Below are 20,781 nucleotides of genomic sequence, written 5' to 3'. Positions count from 1 at the left end.
GAAGAACTCGCAGCCAAAGACATGAAGTCGAACCGCTATCCCGGACAACCCGGACTGTCCCACACTATAGTATCTTCGTATCGGGACGAATATTCATGAGCAGCTTGATGACCAACACTGCGGCGATGACGGCGCTGCAGACCCTCAAGGCGACCAACGATTCGCTGGAGAGCACGCAGAACCGCATCTCCACCGGCTACCGGGTCGCCGACGCCAAGGACAACGCAGCCTACTGGTCGATCGCCACCACCATGCGCTCCGACAACGGCGCGATGTCGGCGGTGAAGGACTCGCTCGGCATCGGCGAGGCGACGGTCGACACCGCCTATACCGGCCTCAACTCTGCCAAGGACGTCCTCAACCAGATCAAGGACAAGCTGACCACCGCCACCCAGGACGGCGTCGACCGGACCAAGGTGCAGGACGAGATCACGCAGCTGCAGCAGCAGCTGAAGTCGATCGCCAGCTCCGCCTCCTTCTCCGGTCAGAACTGGCTGTCGGTGAACTCCGACGCCACCGGCTACGACGCGAACAAGACGATGGTCGCGAACTTCGCCCGCGACAATGCGGGTGCGGTGTCTCTGGGTTCGATGACCGTCGATACCTCGAAGATCGCGCTGTACGACAGCGGCACGTCGAGCAAAGCGATCCTGAACGGTGGCGCCAGCGGCATCACCAGCGCGCTCGGCCTGACGGCCGGGGCCGCAACCGTCAGCAGCACCGGCACCCAGGCCACGATCGCGCTCGGATCGTTCGGTTCTTCGGCCAAGACCGTCGATCAGAACGACTCGCTGTCCTTCGACCTGACCCTCAACGGCACGACCAAGACCGTCACCATCGACCAGGCCACCGTCAACGCGGCCCTGGGCGAAACCGACGGCAAGATCGCCAACGCCACCGCCTTCAACACGGTGTTGAACCACGCCCTCGAGTCGGCCGGCTTCGACAGCACCAAGGTCACCGCGGCGACCGGCGGCATCCACACGGTCGGCGGTGCCACCGGCGACACGCTCTCGATCGGCAACGTCGCCTTCTCGAACGACTCGGTCGACACCATCAACATCTCGGGGCCGAATATCACCGCCACCAAGATCAAGCTGTTCATCAAGACGGTCGACGACGCGATCAGCAAGGTGACGGCCGGTGCCTCGACGCTCGGTGCCATCCAGAACCGGCTCTCGATGCAGACGACCTTCGTCTCCAACCTGATGGATACGATCGACAAGGGCGTCGGCACACTGGTCGACGCCGACATGACGCAGGAATCGACCAAGCTGAAGGCGCTGCAGACGCAGCAGCAGCTCGGCGTCCAGGCGCTCTCGATCGCCAACTCCTCCACGCAGACCCTGCTCTCGCTGTTCAAGTAAAGCGAGCGCTGTCTGGCGATATGAGCGGGCCCGGCGGAAACGCCGGGCCCGAAGGCATTCGGCGCGGCAAGCACGCGCCCGACCGTCGTTCCAACCTCAGCGGGCGTCGTCGCGAGCGGAAATCGCGCCGCTGCGACTTGCTCCGGCCGCCATCTGCGTCATCTAATGTCCATGAGCGAACGAGAGATCACCGCATCGAACGCGCCGGCTGCCGCGCAAGCGGCAGTCCGCAACGCCATCGACTACGCTGCGGCGCTGACCGACGCCATCGACAAGGCGGCTCGCCTCGGCATTCGGCTCGACCTGAGGATCGAAGAGCGCGACGAACGGGGCCGCAGCGGTCTGCGCGAAGTGGTCGTCGAAGTGCCGCGCCATGACGAAGGTCGCCGACCCGAGGACCTGAACTCGGCCAATGACGACTGAGTGGCGGCTGACGCGGCCCGGCCGGGCGTGGGTGCCGTGCCCGCATCGCAAGCCGACGCTCGTGGCTGCGAAGGTTCCGGCAGCCGATCCCACAGACGCATGCGCCGGGCGCCGCGGGTCATGATCCGGGCTGCATCTTCGCGCCGGACCCGCAGCCGTCGATCGACTGCAAGCACTTCGGTTGCTGAAGCTCGCTCGCTGCTCTGACTGAAACCGGATTCACCGCCGAGGAGCCAGGTTTGATGGCTCCCCGTATCACGACCAGATCGGAACTCCAGAGCAGCACCTGCCCGCTGGCACGGCCCCCGTCAGACGCGCCTCGCCCGGACATGGCCCGGCGGCGCCGGCGCTCGTTCAGCTGGCCGCGACGGCGACCGCGACGGTGTCCGGCCCGCCGAAGAGGAAGCCGAGTACCAAGAGGGCAGAGAAGATCGCAACCGCCCACACAGTCACGCCCCAGCACGACTTCTGCACGCTGTCATCCATGTCGGAAACTATCCTGATCCCCAGATAAGCAAGCCGGTCGACGACCCCCCGTCCGTCCGCTCGCATCCGTTAAATATCGATTAACGGCCTGCCTCACAAGCGGCCACGATGATGAAAGTTCGTGTGTGGATTTATAACCGGAAGGCTTGCTTCCGGCTTGCCGCGCGCGGTGGCCGTGCAGCTTCCGCCCCTTCCCGGCGAGCGATCCTATCCAGGATCGCCGAAAGGCCGTCGGGCGGCAGCGCTAGCGACCGAGGCGCTCGGCCAGAACCTCCACCAGCCGCTCGGGCATCGTCGGCTTCATGAAGACCGGCAGATCCGGAAAGCGCGCGACAAGGTCCTCCGGCAGCCCGGCGCCGGTGCAGATGACGACGGGCAACCCGCGCTCGACCATCCATTCGAGAACCGGGACGGCCGCGCCGTCGAGCAGGTTGAAGTCGAGGATCGCGGCATGCGGCTCGTCTTCGGCCACCAGCGACAGCGCTTCCTCCACCCGCACGGCAGGGCCCGCAACCCTGGCCCCTGAATCGTGCAGCGCCGCCTCGAGATCGAGGGCGACGATCAGGTTGTCCTCGGCCAGGAGAACCGTCAGTCCGGTCAGTCGGGATTGTGGCACGAAATGGCTCGCCTTGCTTCAGGTCGTGGAAAACGACGCGTGGTCGGCTACGGTTCCGGTGCTGCGCTCGGGAAGCTCGGCGCAGATGCGGATCTGCGCGCCTTCCGGCGGATAGGCCACCTCCACCGTGCCGCCGAGCTGATGCCCGAGCAGCCGCTCCAGGAGCGTCGTGCCGAACCCGCGCCGGCTCGGCGGCTTCACCTCGGGCCCGTCGCTCTCCACCCAGTCGATGCAGAGTTCGCGGCCGCCGCATTCGCGCTGCCGGTCGTGCCAGGTGACGGCGAGCCGGCCGTCCCCGACCGACAGGCTGCCGTATTTCGCCGCATTGGTGGTGAGTTCGTGGACGGCGAGCGCGAAGGTCATGGCGAGATCCGGGGGCAGGAAGACGTTCGGCCCCTCGATCGTCAGCCGGCGGCCATGCTCGTAGGGTTCGAGCTCGCCAAGGATCAGGTCCCTCAGATGAACGTCGCCCCACTCGTTCTTCATCAGAAGCGTGTGGCTGCGCGACAGCGAGGCGATGCGGTTGGTGATCCCGACCTGGAAGTCGCGCATGTCGTCGGAGGTGCGCAGGGTGAAGTTCACGATCGACTGGACGGTCGCCAGGCTGTTTTTTACCCGGTGGTGGAGTTCGCGCAGCAGCAGCTTCTGCCGCTCGTCGGCCGCCTTGCGCTCGGTCACGTCGCCGAACACGCCGACGGCGCGAAGCGGATCGCCGCCTCCACGCCCCATCCACTCGCAGATCACGACGACGGTCTGGGTGCGTCCGGTCGAGCCGGTCAGGCGGAACTCGTGTTCGAGACGCGCCTTCGCGGCCCGCGCCGCCTTCATCGTCTCGATGAGCAGCGGGCGATCGTCCGGTTCGACTCGTTCGAAGAGGTCGCGCGCCGTCGGACTCTGATCCGCCGAAATACCGAAGATCTCGCGGCTGCGCTCGTCGAGCACGAGACGGCCCGAGGCGACGTCCCACTGGAACGTGCCGAGCTTGGCGATCGCCAGAGCGGCGGACAGGCGCGCCTTGCTCTCCAGCATCTCGATCTCGGCCCGCCGCTGCGCGGTGCGCACGCGCGCTTCCTCCAGCGCCCGTTCCACGCATCCGGCGAGCCGGTTCAGCCGGAACTTCACGACATAGTCGGTCGCTCCCTTCTTCATCGCCTCGATGGCGACCTCTTCGCCGAGGGTCGCCGAGACGAAGATGAAGGGGATTTCGGGTTTCAGGTCCTGGGCGATCGCCAGCGCCGAAAGCCCGTCGAAGGACGGCAGCTGGTAGTCGGCGAGGATGAGATCGTAATGCCGCTCGGTGAGCGCGGCGGTGAAATCCTCGCGGGTCCAGACGCGGTCGCAGCGATTGGCGACCCGGCCGATCCGCAGATGCTCCTCAACGAGATCGGCGTCGAGGGAGGAGTCCTCGAGCATCAGGATCTCGGCAATCTCGTTGTCGCTCACCCCTTGGTCACCTTCATCGGGGTGCTGCGCGAGCGCGGCGGATGCGGCTCGTTGAGGATCGCCCAGAACATGCCGACGTCCTGGATCGCCTTAAAGAATTCCTTGAAGTCGACCGGCTTCACGACGAAGGCATTGACGCCGAGCTCGTAGCTGCGCACGAGGTCGCGTTCCTCCTTCGACGCCGTCAGCATCACCACCGGGATGTGGCGCAGGTCCGCGTCGCTCTTGATCCGCTCCAGCACCTGCAGACCGTCGACCTTCGGCAGTTTCAGGTCGAGGAGGACGACGGCCGGGTCGCCCGGATCGCGGTTCGCGTGCGGTCCGCGCGACAGGAGCCAGTCCAGCGCCTCGACACCGTCGCGCGTGGTGATCACCTCGTTGGCGAGCATGCTGCGCTCGAGCGCCGTCAGCGTCAGTTCGAGATCGTTGGGATTGTCCTCGACGAGGAGGATCGGCTTCAGTTCGGCCATGTCGACTCCTTCGCCGGATCGGGCAGGGAGAAATAGAAGGTTGCGCCGCGTCCCACCTCGCCTTCGGCCCAGGTGCGGCCGCCGTGGCGCTCGACGATGCGCCGGACGTTGGCGAGCCCGATGCCGCTGCCCTCGTAGTCCTCGACGCGGTGCAGGCGCTGGAACACGCCGAAGAGCTTGTCGACATAGGCCATGTCGAAGCCGACGCCGTTGTCGCGGACGAAGTAGACGGTCTCGCCGTTCCCCGGCTCGCTGCCGATCTCGATCACGACGTCCTTCGCGTCGCGCGTGTACTTGATCGCGTTGGAGATCAGGTTCTGCCAGACCGAGCGCAGGAAGGACGGATCGGCGACGGCGGGGCTGAGATCGGCCACCTGCCATTTGATCGTGCGATCGCCGATCTCCGGGCGCAGCATGCGCCGGACCTCGTCGACCAGCTTGTTCATGTCGACGCGGATCGGCGCCAGCGACGCGCGCCCCATCTGCGAGAAGCCGAGGAGATCGTCGACCAGGCGCCCGGCGGAAAAGGCCGCCTCGATGATCGTGTCGACATAGCGCTGGGCCCGCTGGTCGTCGGCGATCGCCTCGTGCTCCTTGAGAAATTCGGCGAAGCCGACAATGTGGCGGAACGGCGCGCGCAGGTCGTGGCTGACCGAATAGGAGAACGCCTCCAACTCCTTGTTGGAGCGCTTCAGCTCCTCGGTGAGCTGGGCCATCTCCTCGGCCTTGCGCATCACGATGCCGACGATGGCGTTGCGCAGGCTGCCGGCAGTGTCGATCTCGGCGGTGGTGAAGGGAAGCGAGCGCTGGCGCACCGTCTCCTTCCACATCTCGAAGGAGCGGCGCGGCGTGAGCTGCTCGGTCCCGGCCGCCTCGCCCTTGCGCGGATCGCCGCCCCAGCTGACCGTGCGCACGACCTCCGGGCGGAACCAGATGAGGTAGCTCGGATGGAGCTGCGAGACCGAGACAGCGAGGAGGCCGCTCGCACGGTCGGCGAAGGCTTCGGCGCCGGGCATCAGCGAGGCCAGCGAATCGGTCCGGAAGACCTCGTCGTGCGGCTGCGTGCGGCTCAGCCAGGCGACGATCTCGCGCACCTGCTCCTCGCGCGGACAGTTGCCGAGCAGCGCGAAGGTGTCGTCGAAGACGACTGCTGCGCCCTCCGCGTCGGCCAGCGCCATGAGATCGTCGGCGTGGCGGGTCAAGCCGTCGATGAAGCGCGCCTCGCCGGCCATGAAAGACAAGAGCCGCGATTCGATTGCGTGCCGGGCGACGCGCTGGGCGGCGTCCTCGCTGCGGACCTTGGCGCCGACCTGCATAGCGACGATCTGGCCGAGAAAGTCGCAAGCCGTGCGCACATGCGCCGGAACGTGGCGCGGCGTGGCGTTGTGGCAGGAGATCAGACCCCACAGCCTGCCGTCGTCGACGATGGAGATCGACATCGACGCCGGCGTGCCCATGTTCTTCATGTACTGCAGATGCACCGGCGAGACGCTGCGCAGGACCGAGAAGCTGAGATCGATCGGGCGGCCCGTCTTCGGGTTCTCTCCCGGCAGGATCGGCACCGGCCGGTACTGCGCGTTGGGGATCAGGCGCAGCCGGTTCAGGCGGTAGAGTTCGCGCGCCTGCGCCGGGATGTCGGCGGCCGGGAAGCGCAGGTCGAGATAGGACGGCAGCGCCTCGTTGCGGTCCTCGGCGACGACCGTGCCGTTCCACTGGTCGTCGAAGCGGTAGATCAGCACGCGGTCGAAGCCGGTCAGCCGGCGCACCTGCTCCGCCGCCTTCTCGTTCAGCGCGCCGACGGTCGGCAGCATCTGAAGCGTGTCGACGAATTCGCGGATCTGCGGGTAGAGCGCGTCGAGCGATCCATGCTCGGCGGCATCGGTCTCCTCGAGCTCCAGGACGATGAGCCCCTCAGAGCGGTGCGCGATCGCGTTGAACAGCGCACCGTCCACCCCCACCATCCGCAGGATGGCGGTTCCCCGTCCGGGAACGCGGCTGTCCAGATCCGCGACGAGATCCTGCGCACCTTCGACGAGCACGCTCTCGAGCGGCCGCCCCAGCGCAGCCTCGACGGCGCCGGAGAGGATCTTGCCGGCGTTCTCGCTCGCCTGGAGAAGGGTCCGGGCATCCGGATCGACCACCAGCAGGATGCCGTGCGGCTGGATCGAGCCCGGGATATGGATCGGCTCGCGTTCACAGCCCGTCGCTCCAGGCATCCCGCCGCCGGCGGGTATCGTGGTGTCTTGCGCCATGGGGCTGTTCTTCCCTCGTCTCGCGACAGGGTTAGTAGCCGCGCGCGGAAATGGCAACGCGTGGTGACCGTAAGCGCACCTCACGATTAGGGAACCGGCTACCGTTGCGAGCCTTTTCCGCCTTCCGGCATGGGCAGGACCGTCCGGTGCGGTCACCCGTTCCGCCGTCCCTCGGGCCGACCGCGGCAACGGCGGCCGGCGCTTCCGGCGGGGTCGCAGGACGGGAGCCGGGGCGCTTGTTGCCGGCTTCCTCCCGTGCGAATCTTGGTCGCGGTGCCGAGCCGATGCCTCGGTCTTTGCGAAAGGTCGCCGGCATGGCGGGAATCGCGCTGGAGATGGCTCGCCGCCGTGGCGAAGGAGAAGCGGGCGAGCCGCCCTCCGGCGTCCCGACCCCGCAGAGAGCGGGCGCGGTCCGAGCTTGCATGCAAGCCGCGACCCCATCGACCCGCCTCGCAGCGATCGGCCTGCTGATGATGACGCTGTTGCTGGCCTTCGCGGGCGCGGCATCGGCCGAAACCGTCGGTTCCAGGGTCGGATCGCAGCCGTCGGTCGGCAGCCCGGCTGCGCCAGCTGCCGGCGCGCCCGGCCCGGGAGCTGCGCAGCTTCCGCCGCCGGCCGAGATCGACGCGCTGTCGAAGCTCCTGTCGGATCCGCGGATCCAGGACTGGCTGAAGGCGCAGGCGGCGCAGAGCGCCGCCGGCGGTCCTGCCGCGACGACCGCGCCGGCGCGCGCGACACCGGTCCCGCCTGCCGGGCCGGCCGCTCCGGTTCCTTCGGCGGGCGCGGCGACCGTTCCCTTCACGGACGCCGACATGGCGTTTGCGCCGTCGAGCCCGATGATGATGGGCGAAACCATGGGCGTCATGCCCTCCCGGGTCCGCTCGCTGCGGCATTTCCTGGTCCGCCTCGTGGAGTCCGTGCCGCGGGTGCCGACGACGCTCGCCAACGCCGCCGGCGTCCTCGAAGCCGATCTCGCGGGACGGCGGCCGACGGTGATCGCCGTCCTCGTGCTTCTGTTCCTCGGCTCCGGCATCGCGCTCGAGCGGCTGCTCTGGTGGGCACTCGCCGGCATGCGGCGAGCGATGATCGTCCGGCCGGTGCGCACGGCAGAGGAACGGCTGAGCGCCGCGGCCGTCCGCTTCGGCTACGGGCTGATCATGGTCACCGGCTTTGCCGCCGGCAGCCTCGGCGTCTTCCTCCTCTTCGACTGGCCGCAGCATCTCGGGCGCCTGCTGCTCCTGTCGCTGCAGCTCGCCGTGATCGTGCGCCTGGTGCAGCTCCTCAGCCGCTTCCTCATCGCGCCGGGCGCCGAGCGCTTCCGGATCGTGCCGATGGCGACCCGCACCGCCGAGTTCTGGCATGTCGGGGCCGCCGTCCTGATCGGCTATTTCTTCATGGTGCAGTTCGCGCTGGAGTTCCTCGACAGCCTCGACGTCCCGCATATCGAGATCTACGTCGTCGGCATCCTGCTCGGCATCGGCCTGCTGATGCTGGCCCTCGGCGTCGTATGGCTGGCGCCGCAGCGCGACACCGGCCGGCGCGACCTCGCGGCGAAAGCTAGGGATGCGCGCGTCTGGCTCCTGAGCGCCGCGCTTCTCGTCACCTGGATGCTGCTCTTCACAGGCTCGACACGGCCGTTCTACGTCGCGGTCATCTGCCTCCTCGTGACGGGCATCCTGCAAAACGTGCGGCGTTCGGTGGTGCACCTGCTCGGCGAGGACGCGCAGCCCGGCGAGGCAATCACCTTGCCGCCGCGGGCCGGCGAACCGTCGCTGCGGGCGCTGACGATCGCGCGCGGCGTCGGCACGATGGTGCTGCTGGCCGGCATCCTGCTCGTCGCCGGCGTCCTGCACATCGACCTGACGGCGCCGACGCTCGGCGAAACGGTCTTTCGCTGGACCTTCCGCGCGCTCGCCAATCTCGCGGTCGTCGTGCTGGTGGCGCTGTTCCTCTGGCGCATCACCGAAGCCTGGATCGACCGCAAGATCGCGGCCGCCGACGAGCGGGCCGCGGCCGAGGGCGGCCACAATCACGCCAATCGCCTACGCACCCTGCTGCCGATCCTGAAGAACCTCCTGCTCTTCGTCCTCGCGATCATCGCGGTGATGACGGTGCTCTCCAATCTCGGGGTCAACATCGCCCCGCTGCTCGCGAGCGCCGGCATCTTCGGCATCGCGCTCGGCTTCGGCGCCCAGACCCTGGTGAAGGACATCCTCGCCGGCCTGTTCTTCTTCGTCGACGACGCCTTCCGCATCGGCGAATACATCGAGAGCGGCAACATCCGCGGGACGGTGGAATCCTTCTCGCTGCGCTCGCTGAAGATCCGCCACCATCGCGGCGCGCTGCACACCGTGCCCTTCGGCGCGCTGGAGAAGATCACCAACTATTCGCGCGACTGGGTGATCGACAAGCTGGAGATCGGCGTCACCTACGACACCGACATCGCCAAGGTGAAGAAAATCGTCAAGGAGATCGGCCAGGCGCTCGCCGCCGAGCCGGACTTTGCCCCGAACATCCTGGAGCCGCTGAAGATGCAGGGCGTCGACCAGTTCGGCGACTTCGCGATCAAGCTCCGGATGAAGATGATGACCAAGCCGGGCGAGCAGTTCGTCATCCGCCGCGCCGCCTACCAGATGATCAAGCAGCGCTTCGACGCGGAAGGAATCAGCTTCGCCTTCCCGACCGTGACGGTCGCCGGCGGAGCGCGCGGCGAGCCGTCGGAGACGGCGGCGATCGCCCAGCGCGCGCTCGAACTGGCGCGGCCGTCGGCGGCGAATGCAGCGAATGCGGCGAACGTCGCCACCTGAGGAAGGCGCCAGCCCGGGCCGCCGACCCGGCCGCCACGCTCTCGCTTGACCCTCGGGTGCCGTTGCCGCAGGGTCTCGCGCCATGGCCGGAAACGGGGATGCGGGAGGATTTCGATGGCGATCTACGCGCTGGCCGGCGAGCGGCCGGACCTGCCGGCGGACGGCGACTTCTTCGTCGCGCCCGGTGCCCATCTCATCGGCCGCGTGCGGCTCGGGCGCGGCGCGGGCGTCTGGTTCGGCGCGGTGATCCGCGGCGACAACGAGTGGATCGAGATCGGCGAGGCCACCAACATCCAGGACAACGCCGTGTTGCATTCCGACATGGGGTCCCCGCTGCGGATCGGCGCCGGCTGCACGATCGGCCATGCGGCGATCGTCCACGGCTGCACGATCGGCGGGAACACGCTGATCGGCATGGGCGCGACGATCCTCAACGGCGCGCGGATCGGGAAGAATTCGATCGTCGGCGCCGGCGCGCTCGTCACCGAGGGCAAGGAATTTCCCGACAACGCGCTGATCGTCGGTGCGCCCGCGAAGATGGTGCGCACGCTCGACGACGTCGCGGCGGAGAAGCTGCGCGTCTCGGCGGAGCACTATGTCGCGAACGCCCGCCGCTTCGCCGGCGGGCTCGAGCGCATCGACGACTGACGGGAGCCGTTCCCGCCTTTCACCGCCTCAACCGGCCGAGCCGATGCGCTTCGCCTCCACTCGTCGACGCTGCCGAACCCGACCATGACGCCACTCTTCACGCCCCTCGCCCGCTCGCTGCCCTCCTCCGTTCCCTTCGTCGGGCCGGAAGCGCTGGAGCGGCGCATGGGCATCCGCTTCACGGCCCGGCTCGGCGCGAACGAGAGCGTCTTCGGCCCGTCGCCCAAGGCCGTCGAGGCCATGGCCGCGGCGGCCGGGCGCAGCTGGTGCTACGGCGATCCGGAACTCTTCGACCTGAAGCAGGCGATCGCCGCCCACCACGGGATCGCGGCAGGCAGCGTCGCGGTCGGCGAGGGCATCGACGGCCTGCTCGGCTATCTCGTGCGGCTCGCCTGCGGGCCGGGCGACACAGTCGTCACCTCGCGTGGCGCCTATCCGACCTTCAACTTCCATGTCGCCGGCTATGGCGGCGCGCTCGACTTCGTCCCCTACCGCGCCGACGACCACGAGGACCTCGACGCACTGCTCGACCGGGCGAAGGCGCTGCGGCCGAAGCTGCTCTACGTCTCCAACCCCGACAACCCGACGGGCAGCTGGCACGATGCCGCCGCCATCGCCAGCCTGGCGCACGAATTGCCCGAGGAGACGATCCTCGTCCTCGACGAGGCCTATGCCGATTTCGCGCCGGAAAACGCGCTGCCGCCGATCGATCTGATGCGGCCGAACCTGTTGCGCTTCCGGACCTTCTCCAAGGCCTATGGCATGGCCGGCGCTCGCATCGCCTATGTGATCGGCATGCCGGAGACGATCCGCGCCTTCGACAAGGTGCGCAACCATTTCGGCGTCTCGCTGGTGGCGCAGGCGGGGGCACTCGCGGCGCTCGCGGACCAGGCCTATCTCCGCGAGACGGTGGCGGCGGTGATCGCGGCGCGCGGGGACCTCGCCCGGATCGCCGAGCGTCACGGCCTGACGCCCCTACCCTCCGCGACGAATTTCGTCGCGATGGACTGCGGCGGCGACGGCGCGCATGCGCGGGCGATTCTCGACGCCGTCCTGAAGCGCGGCGTCTTCATCCGCATGCCGGGCGTTCCGCCCCTCGACCGGATGATCCGCGTCACCGTCGGTCGCCCGCATGACCATCGGCTGTTCGAGACGGCGCTTGCCGAAGCTCTCGAAGAAGTCGGACCGCCGGGAGCGTGAGGCAGGCGCGAGCGATGCGGCAGGCAGGCGCAGCTCACGGCGCCAGGGGCAGAAAGTTCAGCAAAATCAGCTATCTGGAAATGGCGGTGAGAGAGGGATTCGAACCCTCGATACGGTTTCCCGTATACACGCGTTCCAGGCGTGCGCCTTCAACCACTCGGCCACCTCACCTTGGGTTCGAGCCGCATAACCCGGATGGTTGCTTCCGGAAGAGCCGCTGCCGGCTCCGCGAACCCGCTATCTCCATCCGCCGCCGAGCCGTTCAGCCGGCGGCGAGGACCGAAGCCGGTTCTCGCTCGAACGGCGCGGGACTTAAGCCAGATCGGCGGATGGTTCAAGCACGGATTTTCGCCAGCGGGGAGCTTCGCTCCGCCCGTGGACTGCTGCGGCAGGCGCGACGCTGCTTCGATCGCGACAGGACGATGACGCTTCCGGTCGCATCCGACCTGCGCTAGAGGGCGCGGTGACCGATCATCGTCCGGGCCGGAAGGCGCGGCGCAAAGAGGAGAAAGGGATGCGCTTCGTCCTGCGGCTCGTCGGCTTCGTCTTCCTGGCGCTCGGCATCGTCTTCGCCGTCGGCGACATCGCCCGCTCGATCGCCAACGAGGCAACGCGGCTGATGACCATCAACGAGGCCCTGCCGTCGATGGGGATCGCCTTCGACACCACCAGCACTGGCAGCCAGACGCTGGCGGTCGCCGGGCACTGGTCGATCGCGATCACCTGCGGCGTCATCGGGCTCGTCTGCCTCCTCCTCGGCCGCAAGCCACGCGCCCGCCGCGGCCTGCGCTGAGCAGCCGGGCGCCGGCTTGAAGGCTGCGCGGCGGCGAGCGACATTGGGGGCAAAGGTCTGGGGGGCGGCCAGGACGACGCCGACCCGACCCTTCACGGCAGCCGGCACCCGTGGCGCCGCCATCGCGCCGTGACGGCAGCGCCGATCCATCCGGCAAGGAAACGCACCATGTACCTCCTCGACATGTTCGCCAAGAAGATGAAGCTGCCGGACGCCGGCGAGGCCCTGCCCGGCCGCCCCGAGCCGCTGCCGACGGCCGAGACGCATTTCGTCAACGGCCGGCAGTTGAAGGGACCGTTCCTCGAAAATCTCGAGACGGCGATGTTCGGCATGGGCTGCTTCTGGGGCGTGGAACGCCGGTTCTGGCGGATCGAGGGCGTCCATGTCACCGCGGTCGGCTATTCCGCCGGCACGACGCCCAATCCCACCTATCAGGAAGTCTGCACCGGCCAGACCGGCCACAACGAGGTCGTGCTCGTGGTCTTCGACCCGCAGACGGTCACCTACGACGAGATGCTGCGCGCCTTCTGGGAAGGGCATGACCCGACCCAGGGCATGCGCCAGGGCAACGACATGGGCACGCAGTACCGCTCCGGCATCTACACCTTCTCGCCGGCGCAGCAGCAGGCGGCCGAGGCCTCCCGGCAGCGCTATCAGGCGGCGCTCCGCGCGGCGGGCCACAAGGGCACGATCTCGACGGAGATCCGGCCCGCCGGCCCCTTCTACTACGCCGAGGACTACCACCAGCAGTATCTGGCGAAGAATCCGAACGGCTATTGCGGCGGCGGCGGCACCGGCGTCGCCTGCCCGGCCGGCGCCGGAGTCCCGGCGGCCTGACGCGCGCGTCGTTGCGAGCGCCCGCGTCCGGCCAGATGGCGGCGCCGTCTGCCGCGGGGTCTCGCCCATTCCGGCGCATGTCCTCCGCCGGGCCCGGACGGCGCCTTCAGGGGGCCGGCACCGGCGTCGATTTCACGTGATTCCTGTTGCAACCCGTGCCAGTCTGCTTCGCAGGCATGGCGTCCGGACGGGCGCCGTGACGCCGGCTCGCCGGCCCTCGCTTATCCCGTCATTCGCACCAGGGACCGCACCATTGACGAAGACCTTCCTCGCCGCGCTTTTGGCCGCCACCGTCCTCTCCGCCGGCGCCGCCTCGGCCGCCGACGACTTCAAGCCGGCCATCCTCTACGATCTCGGCGGCAAGTTCGACAAATCCTTCAACGAGGGCGCCTATAACGGCGCCGAGAAGTTCAAGAAGGAGACCGGCACCGACTACCGCGAGTTCGAGATCGTCAACGACGCGCAGCGCGAGCAGGCGCTGCGACGCTTCGCCCGCGACGGCGACAGCCCGATCATCTCGGTCGGCTTCAGCCAGGCCGCGGCGCTCGAAAAGGTCGCGCCGGAGTTCCCGAACATCCACTTCGTCATCATCGACTCGGTCGTCGACAAGCCGAACGTCGAATCGGTGCTGTTCAAGGAGGAGGAAGGCTCCTACCTCGTCGGCATCCTGGCGGCGATGAAGTCGAAGTCGGGCAAGGTCGGCTTCGTCGGCGGCATGGACATCCCGCTGATCTCGAAGTTCGCCTGCGGCTACAAGGGCGGCGTGAAGTCGGTCTCGAAGGACGACACCGTGCTGCAGAACATGACCGGCACGACCGGCGCGGCCTGGAACGACCCGGTGCGCGGCGGCGAGCTCGCCAAGTCGCAGATCGACCAGGGCGCCGACGTGATCTTCCACGCCGCGGGCGGCACCGGCATCGGCGTGCTGCAGGCGGCGGCGGACGCCGGCAAGTACGGCATCGGCGTCGATTCCAACCAGGACGCGCTGTTCCCCGGCCACGTGCTCACCTCGATGGTCAAGCGGGTCGACAACGCCGTCTACCAGATCTTTACCGACGCCAAGGCCGGCAAGTTCCAGCCCGGCAAGAAGGTGCTCGGCCTCGCCGAGAACGGCGTCGGCTACACGATCGACAAGTACAACAAGGACCTGATTACGCCCGAGATGCAGGCTGCGGCCGACAAGGCCAAGCAGGACATCATCGACGGCAAGATCAAGGTCCACGACTACACCACCGACAACAACTGCCCGTACTGAGGCGGACGTCTCGGCCGGATCGTCCGGCCGCATGAACGCAGGCGCTGCCGGTGACGGCGGCGCCTGTTTCGTTTGCACGGGGTGGCGGCGCGTCGGGAGCAGGCGCTGCGGGACGCGGCTCGCCCTCGCATGGCAAGCCTGTGTCAACGTTTGATGCGCTATCTCGCCGCAAAGGGTTGCGGAATTGGCCCGGCAGATGCATTGCCTGCCACATCATCACAACGAGACGAAGGATCGACCGTGCGACGCGCTTCACGAATTCCCTGGGTGCGGCGCTCACGGACGATCATGGCCTCCCCCCGCTACTGGAAGCCGCGGCTGGTGTTCTGGGCGGGCGCGCTGGCGATCGGCGTCATCAGCGCGGGATTTGCGGCGGTCGCCGACCAGGCGCAGGAGCTGTTCTCCCGCGTCACCCAAGGCGGCGGCTGGAGCGACTACCTGCCGCTTCTGATCACGCCCCTCGGCTTCGTGCTGTGCGCCTGGGCGGCCGCCCGCTACTTCCCGGGGTCGCAGGGCAGCGGCATCCCGCAGGGCATCGCCGCGCGGCATCTGCGGGGCGACGAGGACCGCAGCCGCTTCCTGTCGCTGAAGATGATCGTCGGCAAGATCGTCCTCACGGTCGTCGGGCTGCTCTGCGGCGCCTCGATCGGCCGCGAGGGCCCGACGGTGCAGGTGGGCGCCTCGCTGATGCTGCAGGCGGCCCGGATCGGCGGCATGGCGCATGCCCGCGGCCTGATCCTCGCCGGCTCCGCCGCCGGCATCGCCGCGGCCTTCAACACGCCGCTCGCCGGCATCGTCTTCGCCATCGAGGAGATGAGCCGCAGCTATTCGGCGCGCACCAACGGCGTCGTCCTCGCGGCGGTGATCATCGCCGGCCTCGCCTCGATCGCCATCGAGGGGAACTACACCTATTTCGGCGTCACGGACGCCGTCGCGGCCTTCCCGAAGGACTGGCCGCTGGTGATCGTCTGCGGCCTCGTCGGCGGCGCGCTCGGCGCGGCGTTCAGCGACCTCACCCTGCGCCTCACCCGCCGCATCCGGCGGATCCGCGCGGTCCAGCCGATGCCCCGCGTGATCCTCGTCGCCGCGGTGTCCGGCCTCGTCGTCGCGGCGATCGGCGTCGTCTCCGGGGGCATGACCTTCGGCACCGGCTACACCGAGGCGCGCCACGCCGTCGAAGGCCATCACCTGCCGATCCTGTTCTTCCTCGGCAAGTTCATCGTCAGCCTCGCCTCGACCGTCTCCGGCATCCCCGGCGGCCTGTTCGCGCCCTCGCTCGCCGTCGGCGCCGGCCTCGGCTCGACGCTCGGCCAGATCTTCGGCACGACCGCGAGCCTTGCAGCGGTGCTGGGCATGGCCGGCTACTTCGCCGGCGTCGTGCAGGCGCCGATGACCGCCTTCGTCATCATCGTCGAGATGACCGGCAATCACGACAACATCCTCGCCGTGATGGCGGCGGCGATGATCGGCTACGGCACCGCGCGGGTGATCTCGCCGGAGCCCCTGTACCACGCGCTGTCCCGCCTGTTCATCGCCGACGTCCTGCGCCAGCGTCGGGCGCAGGCGGCAGAAGCCGCCGCGGCCGACGCCGACAGGCGCACCGATCAGCCGGCGGCTGCGGAGTAGTCGACTTTCGCACGCTCGGCCGACGGGCCTGTTGCGGCCGAGCGGAACGACGGGTTCAGATAGCCGGCGGCTCTTTTCTCAGCCGCCGAAGCCGCCGGGATAGTTCGGGCTTTCGCGGGTGATGGTGACGTCGTGGGCGTGGCTCTCGCGCAGGCCCGCATTCGAGATCCGCACGAACTCGGCGCGGCGGCGGAACTCGCCGAGGTCCCTCGCGCCGACATAGCCCATGGCTGCGCGCAAGCCGCCGGCGAGCTGGTGCAGCACCGCCGCGACCTGTCCCTTGTAGGCGACCTGCCCCTCGATGCCCTCCGGCACCAGCTTCAGCGTGTCGCGCACCTCGGCCTGGAAGTAGCGGTCGGCCGAGCCTCTGGCCATCGCGCCGACCGAGCCCATGCCGCGATAGGCTTTGTAGGAGCGGCCCTGGTAGAGATAGACCTCGCCGGGGCTCTCGTCGGTGCCGGCGAGCAACGAGCCGACCATGGCGGCCGCGGCGCCGGCCGCCAGCGCCTTGGCGACGTCGCCGGAGAACTTGATGCCGCCGTCGGCGATCACCGGGATGCCATGGCGGTCGGCGGCTTCGGCCGCGCCCATGATCGCCGAGAGCTGCGGCATGCCGACGCCCGCGACGATCCGCGTCGTGCAGATCGAGCCGGGACCGATGCCGATCTTCACGCCGTCGGCGCCGGCGTCGATCAGCGCCTTGGTGCCGTCCGGCGTGGCGACGTTGCCGGCGATGATCTGGACCTCGTTCGACAGCCGCTTCACCCGGCCGACGGCGTCCAGAACCTTCTGCGAATGGCCGTGCGCGGTGTCGATCACCAGGAGGTCGATGCCGGCGTCGATGAGCCGCTCGGCGCGCTCGAAGCCGTCGTCGCCGACCGTCGTCGCCGCGCCGACGAGGAGGCGCCCCTGCGCGTCCTTGGCGGCGTTCGGATTGAGCTGAGACTTCTCGATGTCCTTGACGGTGATCAGGCCGATGCAGTGGCCGTCGCCGTCCACGACGAGCAGCTTCTCGATCCGGTGCTGGTGGAGCAGGCGCTTGGCCTCCTCCTGGTCGACCGTCTCGCGGACCGTGACGAGGCCGTTCCGGGTCATCAGCTCGTGGATCGGCTGATCGTCGTCGGAGGCAAAGCGCACGTCGCGATTGGTGAGGATGCCGACGAGCTTGCCCTTCACCTGCCCGCCCGTCCCGGCGTTCTCGACGACGGGGATGCCGGAGATGTTGTGGGCCTTCATCAGGGAGCGGGCGTCGCCGAGGGTCGCCTCGGGGCCGATGGTCACCGGATTGACCACCATGCCGCTCTCGAACTTCTTCACCTGCCGCACCTCCTCGGCCTGTTCGGCGGGAGTGAGGTTGCGGTGGATGACGCCGATGCCGCCGGCCTGGGCCATGGCGATGGCGAGCCGCGACTCGGTGACCGTGTCCATTGCCGCGGAGAGGATCGGCAGGTTGAGCTTCAGCGTCTTGGTGATCGCCGTGCGCACATCGACCTGGCCCGGCATGACCTCGGAATGGCCGGGCTGCAGAAGGACGTCGTCGAAGGTGAGAGCGGTGCCGCCGGTGGCGGTTTCGATGATGCGAGCCATGCCAGTCCTCTCGGAAGATGCGGAGGGCGGCGGGGGATGCCGCGCCGCAAAAGGATGGCACGGGCTGCTAGCACGCCCGCATGACATTGGGAAGATCGGGCGGAGCCGGCGCCACGGTGCCCACCCTTGACCCCGCGCCTAGAGGACGCGACATTCTCCCATAGGTTGTCCATCCTGAGGAGCTTTCATGTCGCCCTTCTCTCGCACCGCGCTCCTTCTCGCCGTGCTCTCCGCCGCCTCGTTGTCGAGCGAAGCGCTGGCGGCGAGCTGCAAGAGCTACAGCAACTGCAGGCAGGCGGTGATCGAATGGTGCGCCGGCCGCCATCCCCGGGCCGACGGCGACAACGATGGCATCCCCTGCGAAAACGTCTGCCGCTCGCGCGCGGAGGTTGTCGCGATCATGGAGGAGATCGGCTGCTCGCGGTAGAATCGGGACCTCGCGACGGGGCTACAGTCCGCCGAGGTCCGAACAATGAGCGTGCCTACAGCCTTGACCTCGAAGGCCGGCTTGGCATCGCAGCGGCCAGCGACTCCAGGTCCACGAGGGGACGCCCGTTCCAATCCTTTGCGGCGGAGAGCTGCTCCGGGCGTACATCCAACCGCGCAAGAATGTGCGCCATTCCGGGGAGATCATCTGGTCGGGGAAAAAGAAGCTGAGTCCAGCCGGCGGCCTGCTCGGCCAAGGTGTCGGCGGCCAGTCCGTACAAAGCTGTTTCGGGCGATCGACCACCGAAGAAAACGGCAATTTCTTCCGGCTGCTCGACCGATCGGACTCGATCATCGAGACGGCTGCCGCGTTCGACGAGCACCCCGATCGGTTCGTCGATGAAAACGAGCGTCTCTCGCGGGCCCACGGAAACTTCTGATCCTCCGCTCACCGATATACCACCTTAGTCACATCCACCGCCAAGGCAATGGTGTCTTGGTCTACCAACCGAATGCCGGCTACAGGGCCGTTGTCCATCGTCCAGAGCACCATACCCGTCGGCCATACCTGCTGAGGCATGACCGCCGTCACGAACTCGATTCCGTCGCCGGCATGGCAATCGGTCCCGGCGGGTTCGCCGGCGCATAGGGGCCGGAGATAGGCTTTCACCTTCGGAAAGAGACCACCGTTCTTAATTGGCTTCCCCCATATCTCGCCGCTGCGCTGCTGAAGCACAGCCGTCCCGTGATCCTGTGTCGGCGACTTCTTACGATGAAACGGTCCAAACGGCGGCATTCAGCTTCCCAAGAGTGTCACAAGTTCGTTAAGAGAGAGTATCGTTCAGAGTTAAAACCTCAAGTGGCACGACTGCTACATCGGGAGAATGCATCGACCCTGCGCGAAGCCGGGCGCAAAGCGCACCCGCTGTTCCGGTCGAAGGCGAAGTGCGCTTGTTGACGGCGCCCCGGTCCGCGTCCGCCACAAAGGGCGCCGTTCCGACGCTCCCCCGCCGACACGGCAAGTTGACCATGCCGCTTGCGGCAGGTCGTACGCAGGTGCATTGACAGCCTCGGTCGCATGGCGCACGAGCCGAAGGTAAGTCGCGCTTACCTGCGGCTTCCCCGCCCGAGGTCATCCCTTGAAACGCATCGTCCCGATCGTGCTCGCCGTGGCCCTGTTCATGGAGAACATGGACTCGACCGTCATCGCGACGTCGCTGCCGGCGATCGCCCACGATATCGGTACGAGCCCGATCGCGCTGAAGCTGGCGCTGACGAGCTATTACGTCTCGCTGGCGATCTTCATTCCGATCTCCGGGCGCATAGCCGACCGCTGGGGCGCCAAGCTCGTCTTCCGCCTGGCGATCGCGGTCTTCGTCCTCGGCTCGCTCGCCTGCTCGGTGTCGAGTTCGCTGGAAGCCTTCGTCGCGGCGCGCTTCCTGCAGGGCATGGGCGGCGCGATGATGACGCCGGTCGGCCGGCTGCTGCTGGTGCGCTCGGCGCCCAAGGCCGAACTCGTCAACGCCATGGCCTGGTTCTCGATCCCGGCGCTCATCGGCCCGCTGGTCGGTCCGCCGGTCGGGGGCTTCATCACCACCTATGCCGACTGGCGCTGGATCTTCCTGATCAACCTGCCGATCGGGATCATCGGCGTCCTGCTCGCGACGCGCTTCCTGCCGGCGGTGGAGAAGGTCGCGGGCATCCGCTTCGACATTCCGGGCTTCCTGCTCTCCGGCTTTGCCTGCGCCGGCCTCGTCTTCGGCTGCTCCGTCGTCTCGCTGCCGGCCCTGCCGCCGATGGTCGGGGTGGTCATGGCGCTCGCCGGGCTCGTCTCCGCGCTGGTCTTCGTGCGGCACGTCCGTCGGACCGAGGAGCCGGTGCTGCGCCTCTCCATGCTGAAGATCCCGACACTGCGCGCCGCGCTTCTCGGCGGCATCTTCTTTCGGGTCGGCTCCGGGGCCGTCCCCTTCCTGCTGCCGCTGATGCTGCAGCTCGGCTTCGGCTACACGCCGTTCCAGTCGGGCCTCATCACCTGCGTCTCGATCGGCGGCGCCATTGCGATGAAGTTCCTGGCCAAGCCGCTGCTGCATCGCTTCGGCTTCCGCCTGGCGCTGATCGGCGCGGCGCTCGTCGGCGGCGGGCTGACTGCGGTGATCGGCCTTGCGCGGCCGGAGACGCCGGTCGCCTTCATGCTCGCCGTGCTGCTCGTCGGCGGCTTCTTCCGCTCGATGTTCTTCACCTCGATCAACGCCCTCGCCTTTGCGGACGTCGCCAACAAGCGCGCGGGCGATGCGACGGCGATGCTGGCGGCCGTGCAGCAGGTGTCGGTGGCGATGGGCGTGGCGCTCGCCGGCGGCGTGCTTGAAAGCTCGATGCTCCTTGCCGGCCGCAGCGAAGTCGGCGTCACCGACTTCTCGGTGGCCTTCTTCGTCGTCGGCGCGGTCATGGCCGCGGCGGTCTTCGTCTTCGCGCAGATGCAGCGGGACGCGGGCGACGAGGTCGCTGGGCGGCGGGTTCCGGCGGAATAGCGGCCGAGAACGTCACG

The 20,781-nt window shown here is 68.2% G+C and carries 19 protein-coding genes and 1 tRNA gene; 12 read left to right on the top strand and 8 right to left on the bottom strand.

Annotated features, from left to right (window positions below):
• Positions 1-95 precede the first annotated feature (95 nt).
• Both AB5S17_RS09820 and AB5S17_RS09815 read left to right on the top strand, forming a co-directional pair.
• Positions 96-1,367 (top strand): flagellin, encoded by a 1,272-nt coding sequence (locus tag AB5S17_RS09820; protein WP_369238716.1) that lies wholly within the window; start codon positions 96-98, stop codon positions 1,365-1,367.
• A gap of 171 nt (positions 1,368-1,538) precedes the next feature.
• The gene (locus AB5S17_RS09815; protein ID WP_369238714.1) at positions 1,539-1,790 is read left to right on the top strand and encodes a hypothetical protein; all 252 of its coding nucleotides are present in this window, start codon (positions 1,539-1,541) and stop codon (positions 1,788-1,790) included.
• A gap of 354 nt (positions 1,791-2,144) precedes the next feature.
• Here the strand turns inward: AB5S17_RS09815 and AB5S17_RS09810 are convergent, their stop codons facing one another.
• The 5 genes from AB5S17_RS09810 to AB5S17_RS09790 form a co-directional block, all read right to left on the bottom strand.
• Positions 2,145-2,276 (bottom strand): hypothetical protein, encoded by a 132-nt coding sequence (locus AB5S17_RS09810; RefSeq protein ID WP_369238712.1) that lies wholly within the window; start codon positions 2,274-2,276, stop codon positions 2,145-2,147.
• A 244-nt stretch (positions 2,277-2,520) separates the two neighbouring features.
• Complete coding sequence (locus tag AB5S17_RS09805; protein ID WP_369238710.1) at positions 2,521-2,892, bottom strand: response regulator; 372 nt, start codon at positions 2,890-2,892, stop codon at positions 2,521-2,523.
• A gap of 18 nt (positions 2,893-2,910) precedes the next feature.
• Positions 2,911-4,335, bottom strand: coding sequence for a sensor histidine kinase (locus tag AB5S17_RS09800; RefSeq protein ID WP_369238708.1), 1,425 nt, complete (start codon positions 4,333-4,335; stop codon positions 2,911-2,913).
• Positions 4,332-4,805: a response regulator gene (locus tag AB5S17_RS09795; protein ID WP_369238706.1), complete on the bottom strand. Its 474-nt coding sequence runs from the start codon at positions 4,803-4,805 to the stop codon at positions 4,332-4,334. The genes AB5S17_RS09800 and AB5S17_RS09795 overlap by 4 nt, the downstream gene beginning before the upstream one ends.
• The gene (locus tag AB5S17_RS09790) at positions 4,793-7,057 is read right to left on the bottom strand and encodes an ATP-binding protein (RefSeq protein WP_369238704.1); all 2,265 of its coding nucleotides are present in this window, start codon (positions 7,055-7,057) and stop codon (positions 4,793-4,795) included. The genes AB5S17_RS09795 and AB5S17_RS09790 overlap by 13 nt, the downstream gene beginning before the upstream one ends.
• A gap of 422 nt (positions 7,058-7,479) precedes the next feature.
• Between AB5S17_RS09790 and AB5S17_RS09785 the strand changes: the two genes are divergently transcribed.
• From AB5S17_RS09785 to AB5S17_RS09775, 3 genes are all read left to right on the top strand, one after another.
• A complete protein-coding gene (locus tag AB5S17_RS09785) occupies positions 7,480-9,864 on the top strand; it encodes a mechanosensitive ion channel family protein (protein WP_369238702.1) in 2,385 nt (794 codons plus the stop codon).
• Between the two features lie 114 nt (positions 9,865-9,978).
• The gene (locus AB5S17_RS09780) at positions 9,979-10,512 is read left to right on the top strand and encodes a gamma carbonic anhydrase family protein (protein ID WP_369238700.1); all 534 of its coding nucleotides are present in this window, start codon (positions 9,979-9,981) and stop codon (positions 10,510-10,512) included.
• A gap of 84 nt (positions 10,513-10,596) precedes the next feature.
• Positions 10,597-11,712: a pyridoxal phosphate-dependent aminotransferase gene (locus AB5S17_RS09775; protein WP_369238698.1), complete on the top strand. Its 1,116-nt coding sequence runs from the start codon at positions 10,597-10,599 to the stop codon at positions 11,710-11,712.
• An 81-nt stretch (positions 11,713-11,793) separates the two neighbouring features.
• Here the strand turns inward: AB5S17_RS09775 and AB5S17_RS09770 are convergent.
• Positions 11,794-11,883 (bottom strand) — tRNA-Ser (locus tag AB5S17_RS09770).
• A gap of 343 nt (positions 11,884-12,226) precedes the next feature.
• On the opposite strand from AB5S17_RS09770, the gene AB5S17_RS09765 reads away from it, so the two are divergent.
• From AB5S17_RS09765 to AB5S17_RS09750, 4 genes are all read left to right on the top strand, one after another.
• On the top strand, positions 12,227-12,505 hold the full coding sequence (locus AB5S17_RS09765; RefSeq protein WP_369238696.1) for a hypothetical protein: 279 nt from the start codon (positions 12,227-12,229) through the stop codon (positions 12,503-12,505).
• A 168-nt stretch (positions 12,506-12,673) separates the two neighbouring features.
• Complete coding sequence (msrA, locus tag AB5S17_RS09760; protein ID WP_369238694.1) at positions 12,674-13,342, top strand: peptide-methionine (S)-S-oxide reductase MsrA; 669 nt, start codon at positions 12,674-12,676, stop codon at positions 13,340-13,342.
• Positions 13,343-13,595: 253 nt separating this feature from the next.
• Positions 13,596-14,597, top strand: coding sequence for a BMP family protein (locus AB5S17_RS09755; protein WP_369238692.1), 1,002 nt, complete (start codon positions 13,596-13,598; stop codon positions 14,595-14,597).
• A gap of 288 nt (positions 14,598-14,885) precedes the next feature.
• Entirely contained in the window at positions 14,886-16,223 is a 1,338-nt protein-coding gene (locus AB5S17_RS09750; RefSeq protein ID WP_369238690.1) for a chloride channel protein, read from the top strand.
• Between the two features lie 78 nt (positions 16,224-16,301).
• Here AB5S17_RS09750 and guaB read toward each other — a convergent pair whose 3' ends face one another.
• The gene (gene guaB, locus AB5S17_RS09745) at positions 16,302-17,810 is read right to left on the bottom strand and encodes an IMP dehydrogenase (RefSeq protein WP_369238688.1); all 1,509 of its coding nucleotides are present in this window, start codon (positions 17,808-17,810) and stop codon (positions 16,302-16,304) included.
• Positions 17,811-17,997: 187 nt separating this feature from the next.
• On the opposite strand from guaB, the gene AB5S17_RS09740 reads away from it, so the two are divergent.
• The gene (locus AB5S17_RS09740) at positions 17,998-18,237 is read left to right on the top strand and encodes a hypothetical protein (RefSeq protein ID WP_369238686.1); all 240 of its coding nucleotides are present in this window, start codon (positions 17,998-18,000) and stop codon (positions 18,235-18,237) included.
• 184 nt (positions 18,238-18,421) lie between these two features.
• Entirely contained in the window at positions 18,422-18,676 is a 255-nt protein-coding gene (locus AB5S17_RS09735) for a hypothetical protein (protein ID WP_369238684.1), read from the top strand.
• 8 nt (positions 18,677-18,684) lie between these two features.
• Here the strand turns inward: AB5S17_RS09735 and AB5S17_RS09730 are convergent, their stop codons facing one another.
• Positions 18,685-19,032, bottom strand: coding sequence for a hypothetical protein (locus tag AB5S17_RS09730; RefSeq protein ID WP_369238682.1), 348 nt, complete (start codon positions 19,030-19,032; stop codon positions 18,685-18,687).
• Positions 19,033-19,375: 343 nt separating this feature from the next.
• On the opposite strand from AB5S17_RS09730, the gene AB5S17_RS09725 reads away from it, so the two are divergent.
• Positions 19,376-20,764, top strand: a complete 1,389-nt coding sequence (locus AB5S17_RS09725) for an MFS transporter (RefSeq protein ID WP_369238680.1) — start codon at positions 19,376-19,378, stop codon at positions 20,762-20,764.
• Positions 20,765-20,781 lie beyond the last annotated feature (17 nt).

Source organism: Jiella sp. M17.18 (genome assembly GCF_041027365.1).
In the GTDB taxonomy this organism is placed as follows: domain Bacteria; phylum Pseudomonadota; class Alphaproteobacteria; order Rhizobiales; family Rhizobiaceae; genus VKMB-3413.
The sequence above is the reverse complement of the archived record's forward strand: the minus strand, read 5'-3'. Positions and strand labels throughout refer to the sequence as shown.

Bases quoted from the DNA above. Each gene is read 5' to 3' on its own strand.
- AB5S17_RS09775 (WP_369238698.1), top strand. From the start codon at position 10,597: ATGACGCCACTCTTCACGCCCCTCGCCCGCTCGCTGCCCTCCTCCGTT.
- guaB (WP_369238688.1), bottom strand. From the start codon at position 17,810: ATGGCTCGCATCATCGAAACCGCCACCGGCGGCACCGCTCTCACCTTC.
- AB5S17_RS09750 (WP_369238690.1), top strand. From the start codon at position 14,886: ATGGCCTCCCCCCGCTACTGGAAGCCGCGGCTGGTGTTCTGGGCGGGC.
- AB5S17_RS09810 (WP_369238712.1), bottom strand. From the start codon at position 2,276: ATGGATGACAGCGTGCAGAAGTCGTGCTGGGGCGTGACTGTGTGGGCG.
- AB5S17_RS09795 (WP_369238706.1), bottom strand. From the start codon at position 4,805: ATGGCCGAACTGAAGCCGATCCTCCTCGTCGAGGACAATCCCAACGAT.
- AB5S17_RS09740 (WP_369238686.1), top strand. From the start codon at position 17,998: ATGTCGCCCTTCTCTCGCACCGCGCTCCTTCTCGCCGTGCTCTCCGCC.
- msrA (WP_369238694.1), top strand. From the start codon at position 12,674: ATGTACCTCCTCGACATGTTCGCCAAGAAGATGAAGCTGCCGGACGCC.
- AB5S17_RS09785 (WP_369238702.1), top strand. From the start codon at position 7,480: ATGCAAGCCGCGACCCCATCGACCCGCCTCGCAGCGATCGGCCTGCTG.
- AB5S17_RS09820 (WP_369238716.1), top strand. From the start codon at position 96: ATGAGCAGCTTGATGACCAACACTGCGGCGATGACGGCGCTGCAGACC.
- AB5S17_RS09780 (WP_369238700.1), top strand. From the start codon at position 9,979: ATGGCGATCTACGCGCTGGCCGGCGAGCGGCCGGACCTGCCGGCGGAC.
- AB5S17_RS09730 (WP_369238682.1), bottom strand. From the start codon at position 19,032: ATGCCGCCGTTTGGACCGTTTCATCGTAAGAAGTCGCCGACACAGGAT.
- AB5S17_RS09765 (WP_369238696.1), top strand. From the start codon at position 12,227: ATGCGCTTCGTCCTGCGGCTCGTCGGCTTCGTCTTCCTGGCGCTCGGC.
- AB5S17_RS09815 (WP_369238714.1), top strand. From the start codon at position 1,539: ATGAGCGAACGAGAGATCACCGCATCGAACGCGCCGGCTGCCGCGCAA.
- AB5S17_RS09790 (WP_369238704.1), bottom strand. From the start codon at position 7,057: ATGGCGCAAGACACCACGATACCCGCCGGCGGCGGGATGCCTGGAGCG.